26 protein-coding genes are annotated in these 22,458 nt (G+C 68.4%); 15 read left to right on the forward strand and 11 right to left on the reverse strand.

The window, feature by feature from the left end; genetic code table 11:
• The 3 genes from ACFTZB_RS24060 to ACFTZB_RS24070 form a co-directional block, all read left to right on the forward strand.
• Positions 1–2,010: ATP-binding protein (locus ACFTZB_RS24060; protein ID WP_378434731.1), on the forward strand; the 2,010-nt coding region annotated here is incomplete at its 5' end.
• A gap of 277 nt (positions 2,011–2,287) precedes the next feature.
• Positions 2,288–2,677: a Zn-ribbon domain-containing OB-fold protein gene (locus ACFTZB_RS24065; RefSeq protein WP_378434733.1), complete on the forward strand. Its 390-nt coding sequence runs from the start codon at positions 2,288–2,290 to the stop codon at positions 2,675–2,677.
• Complete coding sequence (locus ACFTZB_RS24070; RefSeq protein WP_378434735.1) at positions 2,674–3,000, forward strand: hypothetical protein; 327 nt, start codon at positions 2,674–2,676, stop codon at positions 2,998–3,000. Before ACFTZB_RS24065 ends, ACFTZB_RS24070 begins: the two co-directional genes overlap by 4 nt.
• A 10-nt stretch (positions 3,001–3,010) precedes the next feature.
• On the opposite strand, the gene ACFTZB_RS24075 is transcribed toward ACFTZB_RS24070, so the two are convergent.
• From ACFTZB_RS24075 to ACFTZB_RS24085, 3 genes are read right to left on the reverse strand one after another with little or no spacing between them, the layout of a single operon-like run.
• Positions 3,011–5,107, reverse strand: a complete 2,097-nt coding sequence (locus ACFTZB_RS24075; protein WP_378434737.1) for a xanthine dehydrogenase family protein molybdopterin-binding subunit — start codon at positions 5,105–5,107, stop codon at positions 3,011–3,013.
• Positions 5,104–6,096, reverse strand: a complete 993-nt coding sequence (locus tag ACFTZB_RS24080) for an FAD binding domain-containing protein (protein ID WP_378434739.1) — start codon at positions 6,094–6,096, stop codon at positions 5,104–5,106. The genes ACFTZB_RS24075 and ACFTZB_RS24080 overlap by 4 nt, the downstream gene beginning before the upstream one ends.
• Complete coding sequence (locus ACFTZB_RS24085; RefSeq protein ID WP_378434742.1) at positions 6,093–6,620, reverse strand: 2Fe-2S iron-sulfur cluster-binding protein; 528 nt, start codon at positions 6,618–6,620, stop codon at positions 6,093–6,095. The genes ACFTZB_RS24080 and ACFTZB_RS24085 overlap by 4 nt, the downstream gene beginning before the upstream one ends.
• 114 nt (positions 6,621–6,734) lie before the next feature.
• On the opposite strand from ACFTZB_RS24085, the gene ACFTZB_RS24090 reads away from it, so the two are divergent.
• From ACFTZB_RS24090 to ACFTZB_RS24105, 4 genes are read left to right on the forward strand one after another with little or no spacing between them, the layout of a single operon-like run.
• Positions 6,735–7,400 (forward strand): glycosyltransferase, encoded by a 666-nt coding sequence (locus ACFTZB_RS24090; protein ID WP_378434744.1) that lies wholly within the window; start codon positions 6,735–6,737, stop codon positions 7,398–7,400.
• Complete coding sequence (locus tag ACFTZB_RS24095; protein WP_378434746.1) at positions 7,397–8,362, forward strand: acyl-CoA dehydrogenase family protein; 966 nt, start codon at positions 7,397–7,399, stop codon at positions 8,360–8,362. The genes ACFTZB_RS24090 and ACFTZB_RS24095 overlap by 4 nt, the downstream gene beginning before the upstream one ends.
• Position 8,363: 1 nt before the next feature.
• Positions 8,364–9,137: a PIG-L deacetylase family protein gene (locus tag ACFTZB_RS24100; RefSeq protein WP_378434748.1), complete on the forward strand. Its 774-nt coding sequence runs from the start codon at positions 8,364–8,366 to the stop codon at positions 9,135–9,137.
• The gene (locus ACFTZB_RS24105) at positions 9,131–9,748 is read left to right on the forward strand and encodes an SAM-dependent methyltransferase (RefSeq protein ID WP_378434750.1); all 618 of its coding nucleotides are present in this window, start codon (positions 9,131–9,133) and stop codon (positions 9,746–9,748) included. Before ACFTZB_RS24100 ends, ACFTZB_RS24105 begins: the two co-directional genes overlap by 7 nt.
• Before the next feature lie 13 nt (positions 9,749–9,761).
• Here the strand turns inward: ACFTZB_RS24105 and phoU are convergent, their stop codons facing one another.
• Both phoU and ACFTZB_RS24115 read right to left on the reverse strand, forming a co-directional pair.
• Entirely contained in the window at positions 9,762–10,409 is a 648-nt protein-coding gene (gene phoU, locus ACFTZB_RS24110; RefSeq protein WP_378434752.1) for a phosphate signaling complex protein PhoU, read from the reverse strand.
• A 38-nt stretch (positions 10,410–10,447) separates the two neighbouring features.
• Positions 10,448–10,717 (reverse strand): DUF4235 domain-containing protein, encoded by a 270-nt coding sequence (locus ACFTZB_RS24115; RefSeq protein ID WP_378434754.1) that lies wholly within the window; start codon positions 10,715–10,717, stop codon positions 10,448–10,450.
• 134 nt (positions 10,718–10,851) lie between these two features.
• Between ACFTZB_RS24115 and ACFTZB_RS24120 the strand changes: the two genes are divergently transcribed.
• Both ACFTZB_RS24120 and ACFTZB_RS24125 read left to right on the forward strand, forming a co-directional pair.
• Positions 10,852–12,174 (forward strand): NAD(P)/FAD-dependent oxidoreductase, encoded by a 1,323-nt coding sequence (locus ACFTZB_RS24120; protein ID WP_378434756.1) that lies wholly within the window; start codon positions 10,852–10,854, stop codon positions 12,172–12,174.
• Positions 12,175–12,264: 90 nt separating this feature from the next.
• The gene (locus ACFTZB_RS24125) at positions 12,265–12,708 is read left to right on the forward strand and encodes an SRPBCC family protein (RefSeq protein ID WP_378434758.1); all 444 of its coding nucleotides are present in this window, start codon (positions 12,265–12,267) and stop codon (positions 12,706–12,708) included.
• A gap of 44 nt (positions 12,709–12,752) precedes the next feature.
• Here the strand turns inward: ACFTZB_RS24125 and ACFTZB_RS24130 are convergent, their stop codons facing one another.
• Complete coding sequence (locus ACFTZB_RS24130; RefSeq protein WP_378434760.1) at positions 12,753–13,166, reverse strand: NYN domain-containing protein; 414 nt, start codon at positions 13,164–13,166, stop codon at positions 12,753–12,755.
• Between the two features lie 106 nt (positions 13,167–13,272).
• Between ACFTZB_RS24130 and ACFTZB_RS24135 the strand changes: the two genes are divergently transcribed.
• The 3 genes from ACFTZB_RS24135 (at position 13,273) to ACFTZB_RS24145 (ending at position 15,464) form a co-directional block, all read left to right on the forward strand.
• Positions 13,273–14,256 carry a magnesium transporter CorA family protein gene (locus ACFTZB_RS24135; protein ID WP_378434782.1) on the forward strand — a complete coding sequence of 328 codons (984 nt, stop codon included), beginning with the start codon at positions 13,273–13,275 and terminating at the stop codon, positions 14,254–14,256.
• A gap of 760 nt (positions 14,257–15,016) precedes the next feature.
• Entirely contained in the window at positions 15,017–15,241 is a 225-nt protein-coding gene (locus tag ACFTZB_RS24140; RefSeq protein WP_378434762.1) for a hypothetical protein, read from the forward strand.
• Positions 15,242–15,317: 76 nt separating this feature from the next.
• Positions 15,318–15,464 carry a hypothetical protein gene (locus ACFTZB_RS24145; RefSeq protein ID WP_378434764.1) on the forward strand — a complete coding sequence of 49 codons (147 nt, stop codon included), beginning with the start codon at positions 15,318–15,320 and terminating at the stop codon, positions 15,462–15,464.
• 66 nt (positions 15,465–15,530) lie between these two features.
• Here ACFTZB_RS24145 and ACFTZB_RS24150 read toward each other — a convergent pair whose 3' ends face one another.
• From ACFTZB_RS24150 to ACFTZB_RS24165, 4 genes are all read right to left on the reverse strand, one after another.
• On the reverse strand, positions 15,531–15,980 hold the full coding sequence (locus tag ACFTZB_RS24150) for an STAS domain-containing protein (protein WP_378434766.1): 450 nt from the start codon (positions 15,978–15,980) through the stop codon (positions 15,531–15,533).
• 872 nt (positions 15,981–16,852) lie between these two features.
• Positions 16,853–17,458, reverse strand: coding sequence for a dihydrofolate reductase family protein (locus tag ACFTZB_RS24155; RefSeq protein ID WP_378434768.1), 606 nt, complete (start codon positions 17,456–17,458; stop codon positions 16,853–16,855).
• A gap of 321 nt (positions 17,459–17,779) precedes the next feature.
• Entirely contained in the window at positions 17,780–19,000 is a 1,221-nt protein-coding gene (locus tag ACFTZB_RS24160; protein WP_378434770.1) for an NAD(P)/FAD-dependent oxidoreductase, read from the reverse strand.
• Positions 19,001–19,073: 73 nt separating this feature from the next.
• Positions 19,074–19,673 carry a short chain dehydrogenase gene (locus ACFTZB_RS24165; RefSeq protein ID WP_378434772.1) on the reverse strand — a complete coding sequence of 200 codons (600 nt, stop codon included), beginning with the start codon at positions 19,671–19,673 and terminating at the stop codon, positions 19,074–19,076.
• A 69-nt stretch (positions 19,674–19,742) separates the two neighbouring features.
• Here ACFTZB_RS24165 and ACFTZB_RS24170 point away from each other — a divergent pair, with 69 nt between their 5' ends.
• The gene (locus tag ACFTZB_RS24170; RefSeq protein WP_378434774.1) at positions 19,743–20,624 is read left to right on the forward strand and encodes a LysR family transcriptional regulator; all 882 of its coding nucleotides are present in this window, start codon (positions 19,743–19,745) and stop codon (positions 20,622–20,624) included.
• Between the two features lie 640 nt (positions 20,625–21,264).
• Here the strand turns inward: ACFTZB_RS24170 and ACFTZB_RS24175 are convergent.
• Positions 21,265–21,864: a recombinase family protein gene (locus ACFTZB_RS24175; RefSeq protein ID WP_378434777.1), complete on the reverse strand. Its 600-nt coding sequence runs from the start codon at positions 21,862–21,864 to the stop codon at positions 21,265–21,267.
• A gap of 188 nt (positions 21,865–22,052) precedes the next feature.
• Between ACFTZB_RS24175 and ACFTZB_RS24180 the strand changes: the two genes are divergently transcribed.
• The gene (locus tag ACFTZB_RS24180) at positions 22,053–22,274 is read left to right on the forward strand and encodes an antitoxin MazE family protein (protein WP_011599308.1); all 222 of its coding nucleotides are present in this window, start codon (positions 22,053–22,055) and stop codon (positions 22,272–22,274) included.
• On the forward strand, positions 22,271–22,458 hold a 188-nt coding region (locus ACFTZB_RS24185), incomplete at its 3' end, for a type II toxin-antitoxin system PemK/MazF family toxin (protein ID WP_378434780.1). The genes ACFTZB_RS24180 and ACFTZB_RS24185, both read left to right, overlap by 4 nt.

Consider the following 22,458-nt stretch of genomic DNA (forward strand, 5'->3'; position numbering starts at 1 on the left):
ACCGAGTACCTCGCCGACCGGCAATTGCTGCTGGTGCTCGACAACTGCGAGCACGTGGTCGCCGCGGCCGCCGCGCTGTCGGAGTCGTTGCTGCGGAGCTGCCCGGAGTTGCGGATCCTCGCAACGACCCGCGAACCGCTCGCGATCGGCGGGGAGGCGGTGCTCCGGGTTCCGCCGCTGACGGTGCCGGAACCCGAACGCACCTCTCTGCAGGGCCTGCCGCAGTACGAGGCGGTGACATTGTTCGTCGAACGGGCGGCCACGGCGGTGCCGGAGTTCGAACTCACCGAGGACAACCACGTGGCGGTGGCCCGCATCTGCCGCCAGCTGGACGGGTTGCCGCTGGCGATCGAGCTGGCGGCCGTGCGGCTGCGGGTGATGTCGGCGGAGCAGATCCTGCAGCGGCTGACCGACCGCTACCGGTTGCTGACGGTGGGGTCGCGGGGCGCGCCGAGCCGCCAGCAGACGCTGCGCCTGTGCGTCGACTGGAGTCACGAACTGTGCACCGACGAGGAACGCGAACTGTGGGCGCGACTGTCGGTGTTCGCGGGCGGCTTCGAACTGGACGCGGTGGAGGGGATCTGCGCCGGCGACCTGCCCGTCGAGAACGTCCTCGACGTGGTGGCGTCGTTGATCGACAAGTCGATCCTGATCCGGGAAGAGGTCGGGCCCTCGGTGCGGTATCACCTGCTCGAGACGGTGCGCGACTACGGCCGGGAGAAACTGCAGGAGACCGGCGAACTCGTGTCGCTGCGGCGGCGGCACCGCGACTGGTACGAGCAGTTGGTGGTGCGGTGCGAGGCCGAATGGATCGGACCCCGGCAGGTGATGTGGATCGGCAGGCTCGACGCGGAGAAGCTGAACGTGCGGGCCGCTCTGCATTTCTGTCTGACCGAGCCCGGGGAAGCGGAACCGGGGCTGCGGATCGCCGCCGCACTGTATCCGTACTGGCGCGCCCGGGGACTGCTCCGCGAGGGGCGCCGATGGCTCGGGCAGCTGCTGGGGCGGCACCCGGGCGGCGCAAGCAGGGAACGGATCGAGGCGCTGTACGTCGACAGTGTCCTCGCGGGCATGCACGGCGACCGGGAGGCCGCGAAGGCGCTGGTCGACGAGGGGGCCGTCCTCGCCGAGCGGAACGGTGACACGCTGCTCGGCGCACTGGTGGTTCACGCCGCCGGGTGCTGCGCCATGTTCGCCGGCGACCTGCCGCGTGCGCGGGCATGCTTCGAGGAGGCCCTTCCCGTGTTCCGCGACCGGGGGAGCCTGCTCCAACTGACGTGGGGACTGCTCGGGGTGGCACTGGTCAGCGGCATGCAGGGCGACGGGGCGGTGGCGAAGATGTGCGGATCCGAGATCTTCGCGCTCACCGGGGCCCACGGCGAATCCGTGTATCGCGGCTGGTCGCTGTGGGCGGCGGGCATGGCGGCGTGGCAGCGCGGGCACCTCGCCCTCGCCGACGACTACGTCAAACAGGGCCTGCGGCTGTCGCACCTGGTGGACGACCGGATCAGCGCGTGCGGGGCGCTCGAGGTGCTGGCCTGGGTGGCCGTGGGCTCAGGCAGGGCCCAGAATGCCGCCGAGCTGATGGGTGCGGCGGAGGCCGTCGCACAGGCCGTCGGCAACCCGAGCACCGTGTACCCGAACCTGCTCGTCCACCACGCGGAATGTGAGCAGCAGGCGCGCGCCGTGATCGGGGACCGTGCGTTCGACGCCGCATTCGACCACGGCATGCACACGTCCTTCGACGACGCGGTCGCGCTCGCACTGGACGAGCGGCGCCCTGACGCCGCGGCGTCGCCGAACGGGACGACGCACCTGACCCGACGCGAGTGGCAGGTGGCCGAACTGGTCGCCGACGGGCTGACCAACAAGGCGATCGCGGCTCGGCTGGTGATCTCGCAGCGCACGGCGCAGGGGCATGTCGAGCACATCCTCGCGAAATTGGGTTTCACCTCGCGCACCCAGATCGCGGCGTGGATCGTCGAACACGCGCAGGACCCGCACCCCTGACCGGGCACCCGCGCGGGGCGAAATAGGTATGCCTCCGGGTCGTTCAGCCGCTGTACTTCCGCGCTGCGGACGGGATGCTCGTACACGTCCCCCACTCCGGCTCCAGACCGAGGCCCCCGATGTCCACTGATCCCCGAATGCACCGAAAGCCCGACCCCCAACTTCCACTGCCCCCGCTTCTCCGCCGGGTGCGCACCGTCGACCGGTGTCGTGTGTGGACCGGGGGACAGCACGTGGCATGCGACGCGGTGGGGCGGGATCTTGTGGGGGTGGCGGCGTGACCACGGACGGTATGACCCGCTGGCAGGGAATCGCACAGAAGTGCGAACTGATGATCCAGCGGTGCCTCAACTGCACGACGCTGCTCGCCCCGTTGATGGCCACGTGCTCCGCGTGCCAGGGGTCGAACCTCGAACGGGTCCCGTCGTGCGGTGTCGGGTCGATCGTGTCCTCGAAGGTGGTCGACCGCGATCTGAGCGGCGTCGACCGTGGCCGCGGCCCCTGCACCATCGCGATCGTCGAACTCGACGAGGGTCCGTGGGTGTATACCTGGATCGACGGCGACGTCCCGGCACCGTCCGACTGCCCGGTCCGGGTCGAGTTCCGTCCGGCGTCGACGGCGGAACAACTGCCGGTGTTCGCCGTCCGCTCCGGTGATCCGCGATGACCGCCGTGGCCGAGACCGACGGCGAACCGGAAGAAGCGTTCGGCACCGAATGGCTGCGCGTGGCGCTGCGCCGGTGCGAGTTGCTCGCGCAGATGCACTCGGTGAGCTCGGATGCGCGCTGGATGATCAGCTTCGCGATCCAGTGGGCGCCGTTCGGCGGTGCGAGCGCCGCGGACCTGCTGGAACGATTCGGCGTCAACCGCCGGCGTTTCATGGAACTCGTCCTCGACGGACTCGCGCCGAAGGCCACCGACATCCAGAAGATCCGCGCGATGAAGGGTCAGCTGCGGACCTCCCTCGCGCAGGCGTGGGGCGTGCAGTAGGCCCGGCCGATCATTCCGGCAGCAGATCGTCCAGGTGGATCGGCACCTTCCGCACCCGGACCCCGGTGGCGTGATGCACCGCGTTCGCCACCGCGGCCGCGGCCCCGACGATGCCGATCTCCCCGGCACCCTTCGACCCCACCGGGCCGGCGTGCGCGTCGACGTCGTCGAGGCACACCGCGTCCAGATACCTGATGTCGGCGTGCGTGCTGACGTGATAGGAGGCCAGGTCCTGCGTCACGACGTGACCGAACCGGGGGTCGTTCACGCTGCTCTCGTGCAACGCCATCGACACCCCCATCGTCATGCCGCCGATGAGCTGCGACCGCACCGTCCGGGCGTTCACGACCCGGCCGATCGCGAAGACGCCGAGCATGCGTTCGACTCGGATCTCGCAGGAGTCGCGGCGGACGTGCGCCTCCGCGAAATGGGCGCCGAACGAATGGAGCGCGAACTTCCCGGAGTCCGGATTGTCGAGGGTTCCCGCACTCGCCTCTGCCCCCGGAACCGGGGTGCCGCCGTGCTCGTCCCGGAACGCGCGGGCCGCCGCGACGATCGCGCTGCCCCAGGACGTCGTTCCCGTGGAGCCCCCGGCGACGGTCGCCGGCGGAAGGTTCGTGTCACCGATCTGCAGGACGACCGAATCCAGGGGGCACCCCAGTGCGTCGGCGGCGATCTGGGTGAGCGCCGTCCACGCACCGGTGCCGATGTCGACCGAGCCGATCTGCACGGAGTAGGTGCCGTCGGACTGGTACACGATCCGGGCCACCGATCCCGGCATGGTGTTCGCGGGGTACGTCGCGGACGCGACGCCCAACCCCACCTGCCACTCCGAGTCCGACCGTGACCGCGCCGTCGCGTCGCGCTCCGCCCACCCGAACCGGCGGGCGCCCTCCCGCAGACAGTCGGTGAGGCGCCGCCCCGACCACGGGCGGCCCGTGCTCGGGTCGACGTCGGGTTCGTTGCGGATCCGCAGTTCGATCGGGTCGAGTCCGCAGGCCGCGGCCAGCTCGTCCATCGCCACCTCGGCCGCGAACATCCCCGGCGTCTCGCCGGGGGCACGCATCCAGGAGGGGGCGGGCACGTCGAGGGCCGCGAGCCGGTGAGTGGTGTGCCGGTTCGGTGCGGAGTACATCATCCGTGACGGGACCGCCGACTGTTCGGCGAACTCCTTGATCTTCGCGGACTGTTCGATCGCCTCGTGGGAGAGCGCGGTCAGGCGGCCGTCGGCGTCCGCGCCGAGCCGGATGTGCTGCACCGTCGCGGTGCGATACGCGGAGAGGGCGAACATCTGCTGCCGGGTCAGCGCGAATTTCACCGGCCGTCCGGCCGACCGCTGCGCGGCGAGCACCGCGAGCACGTTGTGCGCGTGCGGCAGTCCCTTGGACCCGAACCCGCCGCCGACGTACGGGGCGATCACTCGCACCTGCTCGACTTCGAGTCCGAACAGCGGCGCCAGGGTCTGCCGCACGGAATGGACGCCCTGCGTCGAATCGTGCAGCGTCAGAACCGGTCCGCTGCCGCCCGGCGTCCACCGGGCGATGGTGGCGTGTGGTTCCATCGGATTGTTGTGCTCCATCGCGGACGAGTACACGCGATCGACCGTGACCGCCGAGGCGGCGAGCGCGGCGTCCACGTCACCGTCGTCGGTGTCGGTCGGGAACCCGGCGTTGACGTCGTCGGGCGCGTACAGATCGTCCCGGTCGGAACGGAAGTCGGTGTCGTGGGGCGCCTCGTCGTAGTCGACGCGGACGAGGCCGGCGCCGTGCCGGGCAACTTCCGGTGATTCCGCGACCACCGCGCCGACGAACTGGCCGCGGAAGTGGACCTCGGGGTCCTGCAAAATCGTGAGTTCCCCGTCCGAGGTGTCCGCGAGACGGGGCGCGTCGAACACCGTCAGGACCGCGAGCACCCCGCCCAGGGCTTCCGCGTCCGCCGTGTCCATCGCGGTGACCCGGCCGCGGCCGATCGTCGACAGGATCGGGTACAGGTACGCCGGGTTCTCCACCGCGTGCTCGAACGCGTACGGCGCCGTGCCGGTCACCTTGTCGTGGGCGTCGAGGCGCTCGGCGGGGGTTCCGATGGCCTTCGGCTCGACGAGCGTCATGGGCGCGCCTCCCCGGCGAGCGACCGGAGTACCGACACGAGTACCCGGCGGGTCAGCACAATCTTGAACTCGTTGCCCGGAAGCGGCTGTGCGGCGGCGAGTTCCGACTCGGCCGCCGCGGTGAACGTGTCCTCCGTCGGCGGCGACCCGAGCAGGACTTCCTCGGCGCGAGTAGCGCGCCACGGCCGGTGCGCGACACCACCGAGCGCGATCCGCGCCGACGTGATCGACGCGTCGTCGATCGTCAGCTCGGCGGCCACCGACACCACCGCGAACGCGAACGACGCCCGGTCCCGCACCTTCCGGTACGCGGACCGGTTCCCGGCGGGCGGCGCGGGTAACTCCACGGCCGTCACGAGGTCGCCGTGCCGCAGGACGGTGTCGCGGTTGGGCCGGTCCCCGGGAAGCCGGTAGAACTCGCGCAGCGGGATCCGCCGTTCCCCGCCGGTGTCGCGCACCACCACGACCGCGTCGAGGGCCGTCATCGCGACGGCCATGTCGGACGGATGCACCGCGACGCAGTGCTCCGACGCACCGAGAATGGCGTGATAGCGGGCGTAACCACCGAGCGCGGAACACCCGGTGCCGGGCTCGCGTTTGTTGCACGGCGTCGTGACGTCCTGGAAGTACACGCAGCGGGTCCGCTGCAGCAGGTTTCCCGCGGTCGTCGCGAGGTTGCGCAGCTGTCCCGACGCACCGGACAGGAGCGCGCGTGACAGCATCGGGTACCGGGCCCGCACCACGTCGTGCGCGGCGAGGTCGCTGTTGCGGACGGCCGCCCCGATCCGGACCCCGCCGCCGGGAAGTGCGTCGACACCGTCGAGGGGGAGACGGCTCACATCGACGAGGAGATGCGGCGCCACCACCCCGAGTTTCATGTGATCGACGAGGTTGGTGCCACCGGCGAGGAACGCCGCCCGCGGATCGGCCGTGACCGTGGCGACGGCGCTGTCGACGTCGGTGGCCCGCTCGTAGTCGAAGGGAATCACGCCTCCGCCGCCTGCCGGATCGCCGCGAGGATGTTCGGATAGGCGCCGCACCGGCAGAGGTTGCCGCTCATCCGTTCCCGGATCTCGTCGTCGGTGAGTTCGGGCGGAGCGGTGAGATTCTCGGTGACGGCACTCGGCTGCAGGGCCAGGAACTCGTCGAACATGCCGATCGCCGAACAGATCTGACCGGGCGTGCAGTAGCCGCACTGCAGCCCGTCCTGCTCGACGAACGCCTGCTGAACGGAATGCAGCTCGTCGCCGTCGGCCAGTCCGTGCGCGGTGACGACGCGGGCACCGTCGTGGGCGACGGCGAACGTCAGGCAGGACGTGGCGCGCCTGCCGTCGAGGAGGACGGTGCAGGAACCGCACTGGCCGTGGTCGCAGCCTTTCTTCGGCGCGGTGACCCCGAGGTGGTCGCGGAGCGCGTCGAGCAGAGTGGTGCGGGTGTCCACGTCGAGGGTCCGTTCCTCGCCGTCCACGGTGAGCACGATCTTCCGGTAGCGGGGACTGTCCGGGGCATTCATGGCGGGAGGTTACCCGCGGTGCGCGGTCCCGAATCGGTGCCCGCGGTGGTTCCGCCGACGAAGGACTGGGTACTTGCTGAACCCGGACACAGTGGATGATCGGGAAGGGACGTCATGCGCGTCGAACACATCACGGTGGTCGTGCCCGCCCACGACGAGGAGGCGCTGCTGCCGCGATGCCTGGACGGGGTGCGGATCGCCGCGCGGGAAGTGTCGGTGCCGGTGACGATCGTCGTGGTACTCGACGGGTGCACCGACGGCAGCGAGGCCGTCGCCCGCGCGGCGGACGTCGACGTCGTGGTGCTGGGCGCGCGGAACGTCGGCGCCGCCCGGCGTGCGGGTTTCGACTCGGTCGCCGTGCGCCCGCACGAGTGGTTCGCCACCACGGACGCGGACTCGCTCGTCCCCGCACACTGGCTGTTCTCCCACCTGCAGCACGCGAGTCGCGGCGCGCAATTGGTGGCGGGAACGGTGACGGTCACCGACTGGTCGGGGTGGCCCGACCACGTCCGGTCGCGGTACGGCAGTGTCTACCGCTCCGGGACCGCCCACGGGCACGTGCACGGCGCGTCCCTCGGATTCTCCGCGGAGCTGTACCGGGCGGTGGGCGGGTTCGCCGACCTGCCCGCGCACGAGGACGTGGACCTGGTGCAGCGGATGGTCGAAGACGGAGCTCACGTGGTGTGGAGTATCGACGCGCCGGTGGAGACGTCGGCGCGGGCCGACGCCCGCGTGCCGCAGGGCTTCGCCACCTACCTGGAGGGACTGCAGGACCGATGAGCACCGACGTCACCGAGGGCAGCAGCCGCACCCACGCCGCCGTGCGCGCGATCATCCGCTCGGGCGACGCGGAACTGCCGCTGCCCGGCGACGGGTTCACCGCCGCCCGGTGGGCGCAACTCACGGAATGGTGCCGCCGCGACCTCTCGACCGGCCGGCTGCTCGAGGCACACGCCGACGCGGATGCGATCCTCGCCGAGATCGACGGCACCCGGGCCGGCCGGAACGAGTGGTGGGGAGTCTGGGCCAGCGAGCCACCACACCCGGTCCTGGACGCCGCCCACGACGCCGGCGGGTGGCGACTGCGAGGGACGAAGCCGTGGTGTTCCGGAGCGTCGATGTGCACGCACGCCCTGGTCACGGCGCGCGTCGACGGGCACCCCCGGCTGTTCGCCGTCGATCTGCGGGAGCCCGGGGTCACGCCGGGACGCGGGGGCTGGCGCAATCCGGGGATGGCGGCGACCGACACCGAGGCGGTGACGTTCGACGGCGTTCCCGCGAGAGCTGTCGGCGCCGCGGACCGGTACCTCGACCGGGCGGGGTTCTGGCACGGCGGCATCGGGGTGGCGGCCTGCTGGTTCGGTGGCGCGCTCGCCGTCGCGGAACCGCTGCGGGCCCGCGCACGCGGCGGCCGGGCGGACAGTCACCAACTCGCGCACCTCGGCGCGATCGACGTCGCCGTCAGCGCCACGCGATGGGCACTCGCGTCCGCGGCCACGGAGGTGGACGCGGGTCCCCTCGATCGGGGCTCCGCGCAGGTGCGGGCGTTCCGGGTGCGGGGCCTCGTCGAGCGCACCGCCGGCGAGGTGATCGACCGCGTCGGCCGCGCACTGGGCGCCGCGCCGCTCGCGAGCGACGCGGACCACGCCCGCAATGTCGCGGACCTGCTCGTCTACATCCGGCAATCCCACGCCGAACGCGATCTCGCGACACTCGGCGAACTTGTCGCAGGGGAGGACTGACATGGACAACGCCACCCGATTCCGGGAGACACCCGTGGCCGGCCGGGGCACCCCGGAGGACGTGTGGCAGCCGTGGCTGACCTCCGTCCGGTGGACGCCGATACCGCTCACGGAATGCGACCGCATGGTCGTCGTCGCACCGCATCCCGACGACGAGGTGCTCGGTGTCGGAGCGCTGATGGCTACCGCGGCGACCGCGGGTGTTCCCGTCCACGTCGTGGCGGTCACCGACGGCGGGGCGTCGCATCCCGGCTCGCCGACCCTGACACCCGACACGCTGGCGGCCGCGCGGATCGCCGAATCCACCCGGGCGACAGCGCTGTTGGGCGTCGATGAACCGCTCCGTCTCGGTTTGCCGGACGGCGATGTGAGCGGACACGAGCAGGACCTCGCGGCACGCCTCGTCGACGTGCTCACCGCGACCTGCCAGCCCTTCGAGAGAGTCTGGGTTCTCGCCACCTGGCGAGCCGACGGCCACCCCGATCACGAAGCCACCGGACGGGCCGCCGCGGCGGCATGTTCGGTCACCGGCCATCGAGTGATGGAGTATCCGGTCTGGATGTGGCACTGGGCGCGGCCCGCCGACCCGTCGGTGCCGTGGAACCGGATGCGAGAATTCGCGCCCGCCGATGACGTCCTGGTGCGCAAACGCCGGGCCGTCGACGAATTCTGCACCCAGATCCTCCCGCTGTCCGAGGACCCGCGGGACGCGGCGATCCTCCCGCCGTGGGTACTGGCGCGACTGATGCGGACGACGGAACTGGTGCTGTGGTGAGCGCGATGGATCCCGGCTACTTCGAGTCGATGTACGCGGAATCGGCGGACCCGTGGGGATTCGACGAACGGTGGTACGAACACCGCAAGTACGCGCTCACGCTCGCCGCCCTGCCCCGTCGGCACTATCGGCGGGCGTACGAACCGGGATGCTCGATCGGGGTACTGACGGCGCAGTTGGCGAGACGCTGCGACCGGGTCGTCGCCACGGACGTGGTACCCCGTGCCCTGGCGAGCGCACGCGACCGCATACGCCGTGCGGGACTGGCCGACCGCGTGGACCTGGGCCGGGCATCGCTGCTCGACCCGTGGCCGGACGGTACCTTCGACCTCGTGGTGCTCAGCGAGGTGCTGTACTACTTGCCGCCCGCAGACCTGGGCACCGTCCTGGGGCGGGCCGTCGACTCGCTGGAGGAGGGCGGCACCCTCGTGGCCGTGCACTGGCAGCATCCGGTGCCCGAGTATCCGCAGACCGGCCGCGCGGTGCACGACGCGGTCGCGGCACTCGACGGCCTCCACAGTGCCGGGTCGTACCGCGACGCGGACTTCCATCTCGACGTCTACACGCGGGGTGTAACGCCCTCGGTCGCTGCGGCGGAAGGGCTGAGCTGACCGGTCGGCTCTCTCACTGTTCGGGCAGGCTGCCGGTCTCCAGGAAGATGACACGCCTGCCGATTTCCACCGTGTGGTCGCAGAACCGCTCGTAGAAGCGGCCGAGCAGGGTGATGTCGACGGCCGACTGGACACCGTGCGGCCAGTCCTCCGCCTGGGTGATCGTGAACAGGCTGCGGTGGAGGTCGTCCATCGCCTCGTCCGCCGTCAGCAATCCGCGGGCGCGCTCGGGGTCGCGGTGCTGCAGCACCTGCTCGGTCTCCCTCGCCTGCGCGACGGCGACGGTGCCCATCTCGGTGAACACGTCCCGCACCTCGTCGGGGACCACGTGGTCGGGATGCCGCCGGCGGGCGATCTTCGCGATGTGCACCGCGAGACCGCCCATCCTGTGCAGATCCGCGGAGATGTGGAGGCCACCGACCATGAATCGGAGATCGTGAGCCACCGGCGCCTGCAACGCGAGGAGCGCGAACGCACGTTTCTCCCAGTGCGCCGCCGCATCGTCGAGCTCGCCGCTCACGCCGATGACATGCTCGGCGAGCTCGAGGTCTGCCTGCAGCAGCGCGTCGCTCGCCTCCGACATCGCGGTGACGGACAGCCGGCACATCGCGGCGAGATCGCCCGACAGACTGTCGAGATTCTCCGCGAAACGAGTACGCATCGGCTCAGCCTAGGGGTTTCCGGGACAGGTGCCTCGCTCTACCGGGGGTCGGCGTGCGCCAGCTTCCGGTACCCCTGGGCACCCACCCGGTCGACTGCCGCCTTGACCAGGCCGAAGACGGTGCCCTGCACGGCGGCCGCGATCAGCACCTCGCGGGTGCTGCGGGACAGATCCTTGGGGTCGGGAGCCTCGGATTCGCCTGCGACGCGCTTCCACACCTGACCGAACACGGCGCTCGCGGCGATTCCACCGGCGACACTCGCAGCCAGCGCCAACGGTGTGTACATCGCCTTCGATGCGGCGCTCATGTTCCCGCCCTTCGCATTCGATCCCGTCGGTCGATCTCCGCCGGTCGAGTACCCGGATTCGCGCGTCCTCACACCGCCGCGGTCGTGACCGGGGGATTGTTTCGTTCGACGCGTGGCTGGGGAAAGCGTTCCGTATGACCCACGAATCAACTGGAGAGCCGACTCGCATCGTCGTCGTGGGCAGCGGCTTCGCCGGATTCGAATGCGCACGCGCGCTGGCGCGTCGCCTCCCGGTGGCCGACGCCCGCGTCATCATGATCTCGCCCCACGACTACATGCTCTACACACCGCTTCTGCCCGAGGTGGCGGGCGGAATCCTGGATGCCCGGTTCGTCACCGTTCCACTGTCCGAGGCGCTGCCGGACGTCGAACTCGTGCGGGGCAGAGTCGACGCCGTCGACTTCGAGGCCCGCACGGTGCACGTCACCGATTGCGAGGAGGGTGTCGAGCAGGTCGGTTGGGACCGGGTGGTGCTCACCCCCGGATCGGTGACCCGGCTGTTCGACATTCCCGGACTCGCCGAGCACGCCCGGGGACTGAAGACGCCGGCCGAGGCACTGTACTTCCGTGACCAGCTCCTCACCCAGATCGAACTTTCCGAGCGGGACACCGACCCCCGCGTCGCCGACGCCCGCCGGACGGTCGTCGTGGTCGGTGCGTCCTACGCGGGCACGGAACTCACGGCCCAACTCCGCGCCCTGGCCGACGAAGCAGCGTCCCGTCGCAACCTCGACCCCGCGAAGATCCGGTTCCTGCTGCTCGACGCCGCCGACAAGGTGATGCCCGAGGTAGGGGAGAAGCTGGGCGGCAAGGTGCTGGAGGTGCTTCGCTCGCGCGGCATCGAGGTGCGACTGGGCACCACCCTGACGGAACTCGGACCCGAACACGTCACTCTCGACGACGGAACCGTCGTTCCCACCCGCACGGTCGCCTGGGTGACGGGTGTCACCGCCGGCCCCCTCGTCGACACGCTCGGATTGCCCACCGAGAAGGGGAGAGTGACGGTGCGCCCCGACCTCTCGGTCGACGGGCATCCCGACGTCTTCGCGGGCGGCGACGCCGCGGCCGTTCCCGATCCGAAGAACAGCGGGTCGATCACGCCGCCCACCGCGCAGCACGCCGTCCGGCAGGGGCGGGCCCTTGCCCGCAACGTGGCGGCGAGCCTCGGCGTCGGCGACGCGAAACCGTACACCCATCGCGACATGGGTCTCGTGGTGGATCTGGGCCCCGGGTTCGCCGTCGCCAACCCCCTCGGGATCCGGCTGTCGGGGTTTCTCGCGAAGGTGGTCACGCGGGCATATCACCTCTACGCCATGCCGAACGCCGCCAATCGCTGGGCGGTGGCGCTCGCCTATCTCACCGACCTGATATTCCCGCGTCCACTCGTGTCGATCGGGCTGGTCACCGACGCCGAATCACGGTTCGCCGCCGGCGAGGAAATCGGAGCGCAGACCTGAACGCGAGCACCGCCTACGCGACGCGGCTCACGTTTCCGATGCGGTCGGGGAGGGTAAGCGCGGAAAGTCGTCAGGTACCGATTCGAGGGAGTGGTCGTCATCGAGGCACATCGCGACACGTCGGCGTCGGCTTCGGATGTGTGGTCCGTCCTCGCCAACGGGTGGCTGTACCCGTCGTGGGTGGTCGGCGCGTCCCGGATGCGTGCCGTCTCCGACGACTGGCCCGCGGTGGGAAGCCGACTGCACCATTCCGTCGGCGCCTGGCCCGCACTGATCGACGACTCCACCGAGGTTCTCCTCGCCGAGGAGAACCGTGAACTCCGGCTGCTCGCGCAGGTTACCCCCACGAAGGCGATCGTGCGCCTGCGCATGGAACCGCGTGGATCCGGGTGTCACCTCCAGATGTCGGAGGTCGCGGCTTCCGCACCGTTGAGCTGGGTTCCGCGGATCGCGCAGGACCTGGCGGTGCTCCCACGCAATCTCGAATGCCTGCGCCGACTGTCGTTCCTCGCCGAGCGAAACACCAAAGCCTGACATCGGAACCGGGCGGCGCGATCGCGGGGGAGCGGGGCTGACGGTCACCTACTTTCGGCGGCGACGAGGGCAAGGAGCCACCGCGGGCCGACCGTGACGGCCCCGAGTGCCTCGACCCGGGCCCGAAGGCCACGATCGGCGGTGACGACGGTGATCGGCCGGTCACCGTCCTTTTCTGCGGCCACCACGTCGACGATCGCGTCGTCGCCCGAACCGTCCGCCGACACCACCCGCAGACCGCCGAATTCCCGCTCCTGCTCCCCGGCAACCGCCGCCTTCGCCGCACCCTCGATCACGACCACCACCTCGGACGGCTGGGCCAGATGCCGTTCCAGAGCGCCCAGTTGGACGAGGAGTCGCCGGGCCGCACCCGCACGATCACGCCACCAGCCGTCGGGCCGCGCGCCGACGACGTTCGCCGCGTCCACCACGATCAGCGCAGTCCTGTCGTCAGTCATTTCCACAGTTTCCCCGCTCCGAACACCGAATACGACAAGTCTTCCGAATCGGGCAGCTGTGGGTGCTATGACAGTGATGACGGTGCGTCAGGGCGAGGAGACCGAAATGGACGTCCGCTTCATCTCCGGCGACGGGGTGCGTTCGTGTGCGGCGACCGAATTGACGGAATTGCTCGACCGGCCCGACGGAGTGGTCTGGGTGGACATCCCGACCTGGGACGAACACGCGCACGACGCGTTGACCACAGTCTTCGGTTTTCATCCTCTCGCCGTGCGGGATTCGGAGCACCGCAATCAGGTTCCGAAGGTGCACAGGTATGTGGACCATTTCTTCGTGGTCCTGCACGCGCCGCAGTCGGGCGCACACGGGCACGTCCATTACGTCGAACTGGACCAGTTCATCGGTACCCGCTACCTGGTGACAGTGCACGGCCCCGTGAATCCGGCGATCGATCCCTCGACGGCGATGGTCGAGGTGAATGCGGTGCTGGGCCGTCTGGAGTCGGGCAAGTTGCGGCCCGGCACGGCTTTCGAGTTGTCGTTCGCGCTGCTCGCGGCGTTGACAGCACGAATGCGGGCCTACACCGCCGAGTTGACCAAGGACGTGTGGAAGCTCGAACAGCAGGTCACCGGTGGGCACCTCGGTGATCCGGAAACGTTTCTCGACGAGATGTTCCGGGTCCGGCACGGTCTGCTCACGGTCGGCACCATGGCAGCGCTGAGCGGTGAGGTGTACGGCAGGATGGTCACCATCGAGGCATTCGGCGCCGGCAAGGGGCAGGACCTTCTACTCGACGCGGTCGATCAGTTCCAGCACCTGACGGTAATGGCCAGGGGACAAAAGGATTACCTGCAGGGCACGATCGAGTTCTACCAGGCGCGCACCAACACCAAGATGACCGTCGCCGCCGAGCGCCTCGCCGTCATCGCGGCTGTCACGCTGCCGATCACCGCCCTGTCGTCCATCATCGGCATGAACGTGATCGTGAACGAACGGACGCAGTGGTCCTCCGTCGCCGTGATCGTGCTCGTCATGCTTGCCATGTCCGGGGCACTGCTCCTCTGGGCGAAGCGCAAAGGCTGGTTCTGACGCGAGCGGGTGACCGCTTTTCTGCGAGGCAGTGGATTCTCGGGGAGGGATCTCGTGCTACGAGGCGCCAACGTCTGACCCGGACGGAAACCCGAAATAGTCCGAATTGGTTTGCGTCGTCGCGCACAACCCAGGGGGAGTGGGCCGACAAGAATACTCACGAAACCGAGGGTGGCCACACAAATCGCATCGAGAGCGGGGCCGTTGGCGCCCGGAGGGGAACCGGGGGAGCGGGACGCCGCTTGGTCGGCATGGCGCGAAAGGGGAGTGAGGCGTCCGGGTCCACTGCCGGGCGTGCAGCGAGCTCGTGCGCGATTCCGGGATCGCCGGCGCCTCGACGCTCAGGCGTATCCGCTCGCACGGCTGGTAAAGAGTCGGACCGTGACGGAATTTCTGGTTTTACCGAACCACAGTTGTCACGTCGCATCGACACACTCGTTGTAACCACCCACCAAAACTTCCGAATCCGATCAATCACCCTCCATCAAGCATCGACAACTGGGGGGTTGGGGTACAGCTCGGATGGCCGTCGGGACCGCGCCTGGGTCCACGACGCGTCAGCGGGTCGGTTGTGTGACTGGAGGAACGCCGGTGGCGACGGGGGAGCGCCGGCGAGGGGATTGGCGCCGGCGAGGGGATTGGCGCCGGCGAGGGGATTGGCGCCGGCGGCCACTGGCGCGAGGGGCCGATTGTGATGTACAACGTACTCGCAAGTTTGTGACTCAGGTCACTCGACCGCTATTACGGGGTACACCAGCACATGACCCGCACCACGGTGCAACAGCACGATCAGCGCACGACGTCGCCGCTCTCCGCCGAGGAGCCGTCGACCCGGCACACGCTACGCCCGACCGTGTACATCGCTTCCGTCTCGGCCGCGACTGCGACCGCGCCCGCCATCGTCGTGACGGGCTCCGTTCTCGTCGCGGTGGCTACTTCCGTGTCTGTGCTCGCTGCCGTAGCACTCGCCGCGCTCTTGATCTGACCGTCGTCCGCATCGCGGACGCACCCTTCGACCACCCCGCGACTCTCGCGGACGCGGAAGACAGAAAGCACTGGCAATGAACACCTTCACGCCCACCTCGGCTCGCAATCGTGGCTTCACCCCTTCCCGTGGTTCGATGAGCACGGCGGAGATCAAGAACCGCATCGAAGCGATGTTCCGCGAGGACGACGAGCGCGAGTCGATCGCAGTTCGGGCGGAGTAGGGCGGCTGCCAGTCTCGCGAACCCGGCCCTTCGGGTGGGCCGCTTCCGCGGCGTCGGCGGCTCCGATCAACTGTGCGAGATCTTCTCCACCTTGTCGAACGCGTCGTGAACGGTGCTGCACGTGGGAATGGTCGCGCTCAGCCCGATGGCCTCGATGGGGCGCAGGACCGCCCGATTACCCGCCAGCGCCCACGTAATGTGCTGCCGCCGCGCCGATTCCGCGAACTCGGACAGAATCGACAGTCCCGACGTCCCGACGAAGTCGACCGCGGTCATGTCGACGACGACGCGCGAGAACGAGCCTCCGTCGATCAGATGTGCGAGAGCAAGCGCGAACGACGGTGCGGCGAGCACATCGATGTCGCCCGAGATTCGTCCCACGGTGGCGTTTGCGTACGGTGCGAATTCGACGGTCATGCGCAGACCGCGGTCGTGGGTGGGCACATCCTGTGCGCAACGGGTGGCCGGAGACGCCGACGGGGGAGTGGCGTGGAACGACGAGCGTGATGTCTTCATGACCCTCCGATCGCGTGCACCCTGTCGGTCTCAGTGCGCTATCGGCGGAAGGAGCGCACTGGCAGGAGAATCACAGCGGCATGGGAGTGCGCGCAATCCGTCCACCGCGCACAGCTGCGGCCTCCAAACAATCTGCGGCTGTGTTCTCAACCACCCGCGATCAACACTACGGCTCCACCAGGTGGGCATCAACCGATTGTCAACACATTCCGACCTCAGTGTAGGGTCTCGCTGCCGGTGGCATTTCGAGACGCTGCGACCCGCGGACGTGCGCGGTTGTCTCACGGCATGACTACCCGCAATCTGAAAAATGTGTCGCCCCAGAGCGTCTTCAGCGCCGCGCTTACGCCGCTGCGGCAGAACCCCGCCCTGACGTGTCGGGGCGCGGGACAGTTCGCTGGAACGTCGCGGTGATTGATCCAAGGACCGCCAAGGGAACAGCGAACAGAAGAAATCCCCAGTAAGAGGGGTACGCCCAATTCTCCAGCCCGACGATCGACAAACCAACGAGTGCCGCGACGGCCAACCAGGAAACCCGCTTTCGCATCGCCAATGCCGCCACCATAGGCGGTGCCGAGAGCAACAGCGCCAGACCGACCAGCGGCCATACCCCCAGGACGTGGACGATACGGTCATCGCACCGAAAAGAGGATTGGCTCTCGCCGATCTTCGAGCACGACAACGACACCTCAGCCATTGTGGACGAGGTCCCGACATCCGCGGTGAACGCCAACGCGGCCACAGCTAAGACCCACCACACTGCTCTCGACACGGCCGCAGCCTAACCCTTCGCATGTCCACCACCCGGGATCGCAACGGCAATCGACTCTCGGTGCGAAGCCACTCATCGCGCACCTGGTGGACGGGCGACGTCACGCGGGGGTGCCGAGCGGCGGGTGCTCGAGCACGCGTGGCTTGTACTCGACCAGCTGGATGCGGCCGTCGAAGGTCCGGTGCTCGATCATCTCGAGGGCGACGTCCGGGTAGCCGTCGTAGATGCGTTCTGCGCCCGTAGCCCCGGTGATCACCGGGAACATCACGACTCGGAAGCGGTCGACGAGTCCGGCCCGCAGGAGGGACCGGCACAGGCTGAGGCTGCCGATCGTGCTGAGGAGCCCCGAGCCACTCGATTTCATGGCGCGGACCGTCTCGGCGGCGTCGTCGCGGACGAGCGTGGAGTTGGCCCACGTCAGTGGCTCCTCGAGTGAGGAGGAGAACACCACCTTGGACGCTTGCGTGAGCTCGTCGACGGACGCCTCTTCTTCGGCCCTGAACTCGTCTTGGCCATTCGGGACCTCGCCGGCGGCGAAGCCTGACATAAGTCGGTAGGTGTTCGCTCCCATGAGGTAGGTGACCTCGGGCTGCTCGCCGAGCCAAGCGAGGTACTCAGGGCCCTCGAGGCCCCAGAACCCGGGCCAGCCCTCTCCCGATGCGTTGCCGTCAAGGGAAGTGATGAAGTCGACGAGAAGTTCTGACATGGCAGTGTCCTTTCCTCGGGTGTTACGAGTGTGGACCGGCCGCGGGCGACGAACTCATCGGATCCGTTGGGTTGTTTCGATGATAGATCGGCCATGGATCAGAAACCGCCGTTCTCGGGAGCCGGAGCCGTGAGACAGCACAAGGGGATCGGTCACCGGCCATCTTCTGGGTGGAATACAGGCGCCGTAAGGGTGCTGCCAAACCATGTTCATGAACGGAGAGGCATGTCGCGGCCAAGGGGTGCAGCCGAGATCCGTGCGGGGTGATCCCTAATGGACTGGCTTCAGGGATCACCCCACGGTGTCGACGACGGAATCGTGCTAGATGACCGCGCGTTCGACCAGTGGCCGGTTCTCGGCGATCCGCCGGTGCGAGAGTGCGGAAAGGTCCAGGGTGCGGAATTCGCCGTATGTGATCAGTTCGGCGACCCCGCGGCCGCAGGCCGGTGCCTGCTGGCTGCCGTGGCCGGAGAAGCCGTTGCACATGAACAGGTTCGGCACTTCGGTATGTGGGCCGATGATGGCGTTGTGATCGAAGGTGTTGAACTCGTAGTGGCCGACCCAGGAGTCGGTCACGGTGACGGCGCCGAGCTCGGGTAGACGCTTGGTGATCACAGGCAGCATCTTGTTCTCCCAGACGTCCTCCGGGTAGTCGAAGTCGTCGACGTCGACCGCTGGGTCGTCGTGGCTGGGTGGGCAGCCGACCAGGTAGTCGTACGCGCCGTAGGAGCGCATGTGCACCCCGGTCGGGTCGATGGTCAGGGGAAGGTCCTGAGCAAGAGGCCTTTCCGCGGAGAAGATGTAGGTGTAGCGGCGGCGTGCCTCGATGGGGAGGTCCACCCCGGCCATCCGCGCCACGTGCGCGGCGCGGGTACCGGCGGCGTCGACGACCGTCCCGGCGGCGATCACTTCGCCGCTGGCGAGGGTGAGCGTGTCGATGCGATCCCCGGTCCGACTGATCGACACGACCTCGTTCTCGATGTAGTCGACGCCGTGCTCGCGGGCTTTGCGTCGATACCAGTCGACCATCACCAGGGCGTCGAAGGCGCCCTCGTCGACGGTGTTGAGGCTGCCGGCGACGATGTCGTCGACGCGGTAGAAAGGATACTTCGCGGCGATCTCCTCACGCGAGAGGATCGTCGTCCCTGCCCCAGCGGAGGCCTGGAGACGCTTGTCCTGGCGCAGGGTTTCGGCGAACTCGTCGTTGTCGGCGAGGTAGAGGTAGCCGAAGTTCCGGATCGGCAGGTGCGGGATCTCGGAGCCACCGCCGAGGTTCTCGCGGAAATTCTTCACGAACTCGGCGGCGTACTGCGCGATCTCGATATTGATCTCGGTGGCGAACTGCTGGCGCATGCAGTTGTTGCTCGCCATGGTGGCCGAATTCTTCAGCGACGGGTCGCGTTCGACCACGAGGACGGAGCCGGTGAAGTCGGGGTTGGTAGCCAGGTACCAGGCGACCGCGGAGCCGCTGGTGGCGCCGCCGATGACGACGACGTCGTACGCGGAGTGTGTGGGTGTGGCGGGAAATGGTGTGCTGTTCATGGTTTCGGGCCGCTTCCATGCCGAGAGGAAGGTCTCGGCGACTGTGTGGATGGACTTGGGAGCTCGACGTAGGTCAGTCGAGGGCGAAGATCTGACCGGTCTGGACGCCCTCGATGGAGCGCACGTACGCCTGAGCGACATCCGCGAGGTCGACGGCAGGAAAGCCGGGAAAGTAGTCGCCGTAGGCGTCGAGGGCCTCGGTGAACACGGTCGGGCTGATCGCGTTGACGCGCTGCGGGGCGATCTCGACGGCAGCGGCGCGCACGAACGCCTCCACGGCGCCGTTGGCCAGGGACGCGGCGGTTCCGGTGGCGATGGGGGTGCGGGCGAGGATCCCGGTGATGAGGGTGAACGACCCGGTCGGGGCGATGCGGTGGATGCCCTGCCGGACCAGTTCGACCTGACTGCGGACCTTGCCGTCGTAGGCGGCAGCGTAGTCGTCGGCCGTCATCTCCCGAATGGTCTTGTAGGGCACGGTGCCGGCGGCGCTGGCAACGGCGTCGACGGCGCCGATGCTCTCGTAGAGCGCGGCGACGGAGGAGGGGTCGGTCAGGTCGACACGGAAGTCCCCGGAGGTGCGGCCGGCGGTGAGGACCTTGTGGCCGCGGTCGGCGAGGGCGGTGTGGACGGCGGAGCCGAGGCGGCCGGACGATCCGATCAGCAGAATGTTCATGAGGGCAACGCTAACCACGCCACTCAGCGTTGAGAAATGCTATTTCATGTGGTGTTATGCTCGACAGTAATGAATATCGAGTTGCGGCATCTGCGTGCCCTCGCCGCCATCGGCGACGAGGGCAGCATCACCGGTGCGGCCGCGGTGCTGCATGTGGCGCAGCCCGCGCTCTCACGCACACTCGGGCAACTCGAGGAACGGATCGGGACGAAACTCGTCGACCGCAGCACCCGGCACCTGGAGCTGACCGCGCAGGGGCAGCTGCTCTGGGAGCGTGCACATCGGATCCTGCAGAGCGTGGACGAGGCCGTCGCCGAGGTGCAAGCGGGCCCGGCGCCGCTGCGCGTCGGCTTCGCGTGGTCGGCCCTCGGTCGTCATACGGTGGCGTTGCTGCGGACCTGGAAGGACGACACCGGGACCGAACTGGTGGTCCGCCGCGTCGACGACCCCGCCCTGGCGTTGCGGAAAGGCGAGATCGACATGGCGTTCTTCCGCGCGAAACCAGGACCACCCGCCTTCGAGCACGCACTGCTCGGCCACGAGAACCGAATGCTCGCCCTCGCCGACGACGATCCGCTGAACCGCAAGGGCGCCCTGTCGCTCGATGATCTGGTTTCGCATCGAATCGCCTTGTGTTCCAATGCAGGAACGGCAGACCTGCAGCTGTGGCCGAAGAGCAGCCGCCCGGAGAAGACAGTTGTCGTGGCGAACGTCGACGAGTGGCTGACGACGATCGCCACGGGTGCCGCGATCGGTGTGACGAGCGATGCCACCGAGTACAGCCACCCCCATCCGGGGGTCACGTATCTGCCGCTCACGAACACGAGTCCGGTCCCGGTCTACCTCACCTGGCCGCGCCACAACAGGCACCCCATGACCGACCGATTCGTTGTGCACGCCAAACAGATTCTGAACGAGAGAACACCCGACCCAGCCCGCAATCGATTCTGACCGCGGCCGGAATCGACGCCTGCATCGGCTTCTCGGACGACAACCCACAGCCCTGAGCTATCGCCGGATGACGATTTTGCGATCTGGGGAGGTATACCCCCGACAGCCGAGCTTCTCGCAGCCGGGTCGATGGCGCCGAACCTCTGTCTCCTGGACCGCACCCTCGCGGAAGCGATCGCATCGTCATAGCCCACCACTCAACGTTCGATTGCCCGATGGGCTGCCCGGACAGCGATCGAGCGAGCGAACCTGAGCAACACGCAGTGGGCCCAGGACGGACTTGACGAGGTCGAGGAGCAAGTCGCGCTTCCTGCGCCGTTCGACGGTCTCTTCAATGCGCGGCAGCGGGGCGAGACCGATCCCGCCCTTCGGCGGCTCCGTGCTCGCACGGAGCCAGCTCTCAGAAACCAGCAACTCGGGCGGCAAGTATTCGCCGTCGGTTCACTCACCAGCGCTGGGGCCGCCGATCCAGCGCGGGCGGCCCTGGACGCGACCTACTACGCGGTAGTCGACGATGAGGAGACCCGGGTGTTGTTAGGCGCAATCCGGTCGAAGTTCCTTCCTCGATGGACCGTTCGCCTTCATCAGGAACGTCCGCCGGTGCGGCCGGCCCGGCGAACGTTCGAAAGGACTGAAATCGCTAGGAACTGGAGACTGAGTAACCGTCGTGTTGAGGTCGGCGGGCGCGTTCGATGGCCCGGTACACCGTCGACCGGCCCACCGAGAACAAGTCGGCCAGTTCGGCAGTCGAGTACTCGCCTGACGCGTGAAGTTCGACCAGGTGCCGTTCCTGGCGTGGGTTGAGCTTCGGCTTCTTGCCCTTCAGGTGTCCCTTCGCCTTCGCGATCCGCATCCCCTCCCTCGTTCGTGCCCGGATCAGGTCGCCCTCGAACTCGGCGACCATCGCCAGGACGTTGAACAACAGGCGGCCGATGGGGTCGGTCGGATCGTGCAACGAGGCTCCGATCTGCAGGCACGCGTTCCGGGACGTGAGCTCGTCGACGATGTCCCGGGCATCGGGCAATGAACGGGCCAGGCGATCCAACTTGGTCACCACGAGGGTGTCGGTGCTCCGGCACGCTGCAAGGGCGTTCTGCAGACCGGGCCGTAAACGATTGGTACCGGTCAAGCCGTGATCGACGTAGATCCGTTCCGGTGACACCCCGAACCCGAGCAGAGCGTGCTGCTGCGCGGTCAGGTCTTGCTGATCGGTGGACACTCGTGCATACCCGATGTACATCGCTGATTCCCATCTCTCGAACGCACAACGCCGGCGGCGCGGTGCTTGGGACTCAACGGTCAGATAACACGACGAGGCAGACTAGACCCGCCCGCGATGGACCAGTGCCGTAGTGCATTGCCGTTGGCGCATCGGCCAGCGGACGCACGTCTGTTGTCGACTGAACCCGTTACATGTAACATTGGCGGATGGCGAGCACACGAGAGCGGGTACGCGAGCATCGCCGGCGGTTGCGCGAGCAGGGCCTGCGGCCTGTTCAGATCTGGGTGCCCGACGTACGGGCTCCGGAGTTTGTCGCGGAAGCTCACCGCCAGTCGGCTGCCGTCGCGGCGAGCGAGCATGAAGCCGATGACCAGGCATTCGTTGATGCCATCTCAGTCGATTGGGATGAGGCGGAGCCCGGCGAGTGAGGCGGGGCGACATCTACATCGCTGCTGCGCGGGGCGCCTACACCGGCAAGCCGAGACCCGTGGTCATCGTCCAGGACGATCGGTTCGATTCGACCGCTTCGGTAACGGTGTGCCCGTTGACGACCAATCCCGTCGAGGCGCCACTTGTCCGGATCGCCGTGCAGCCGACCGACACCACCGGAAT

The sequence above is a fragment of the Rhodococcus sp. NPDC057014 genome (assembly GCF_042673295.1).
Classification (GTDB): domain Bacteria; phylum Actinomycetota; class Actinomycetes; order Mycobacteriales; family Mycobacteriaceae; genus Rhodococcus_F.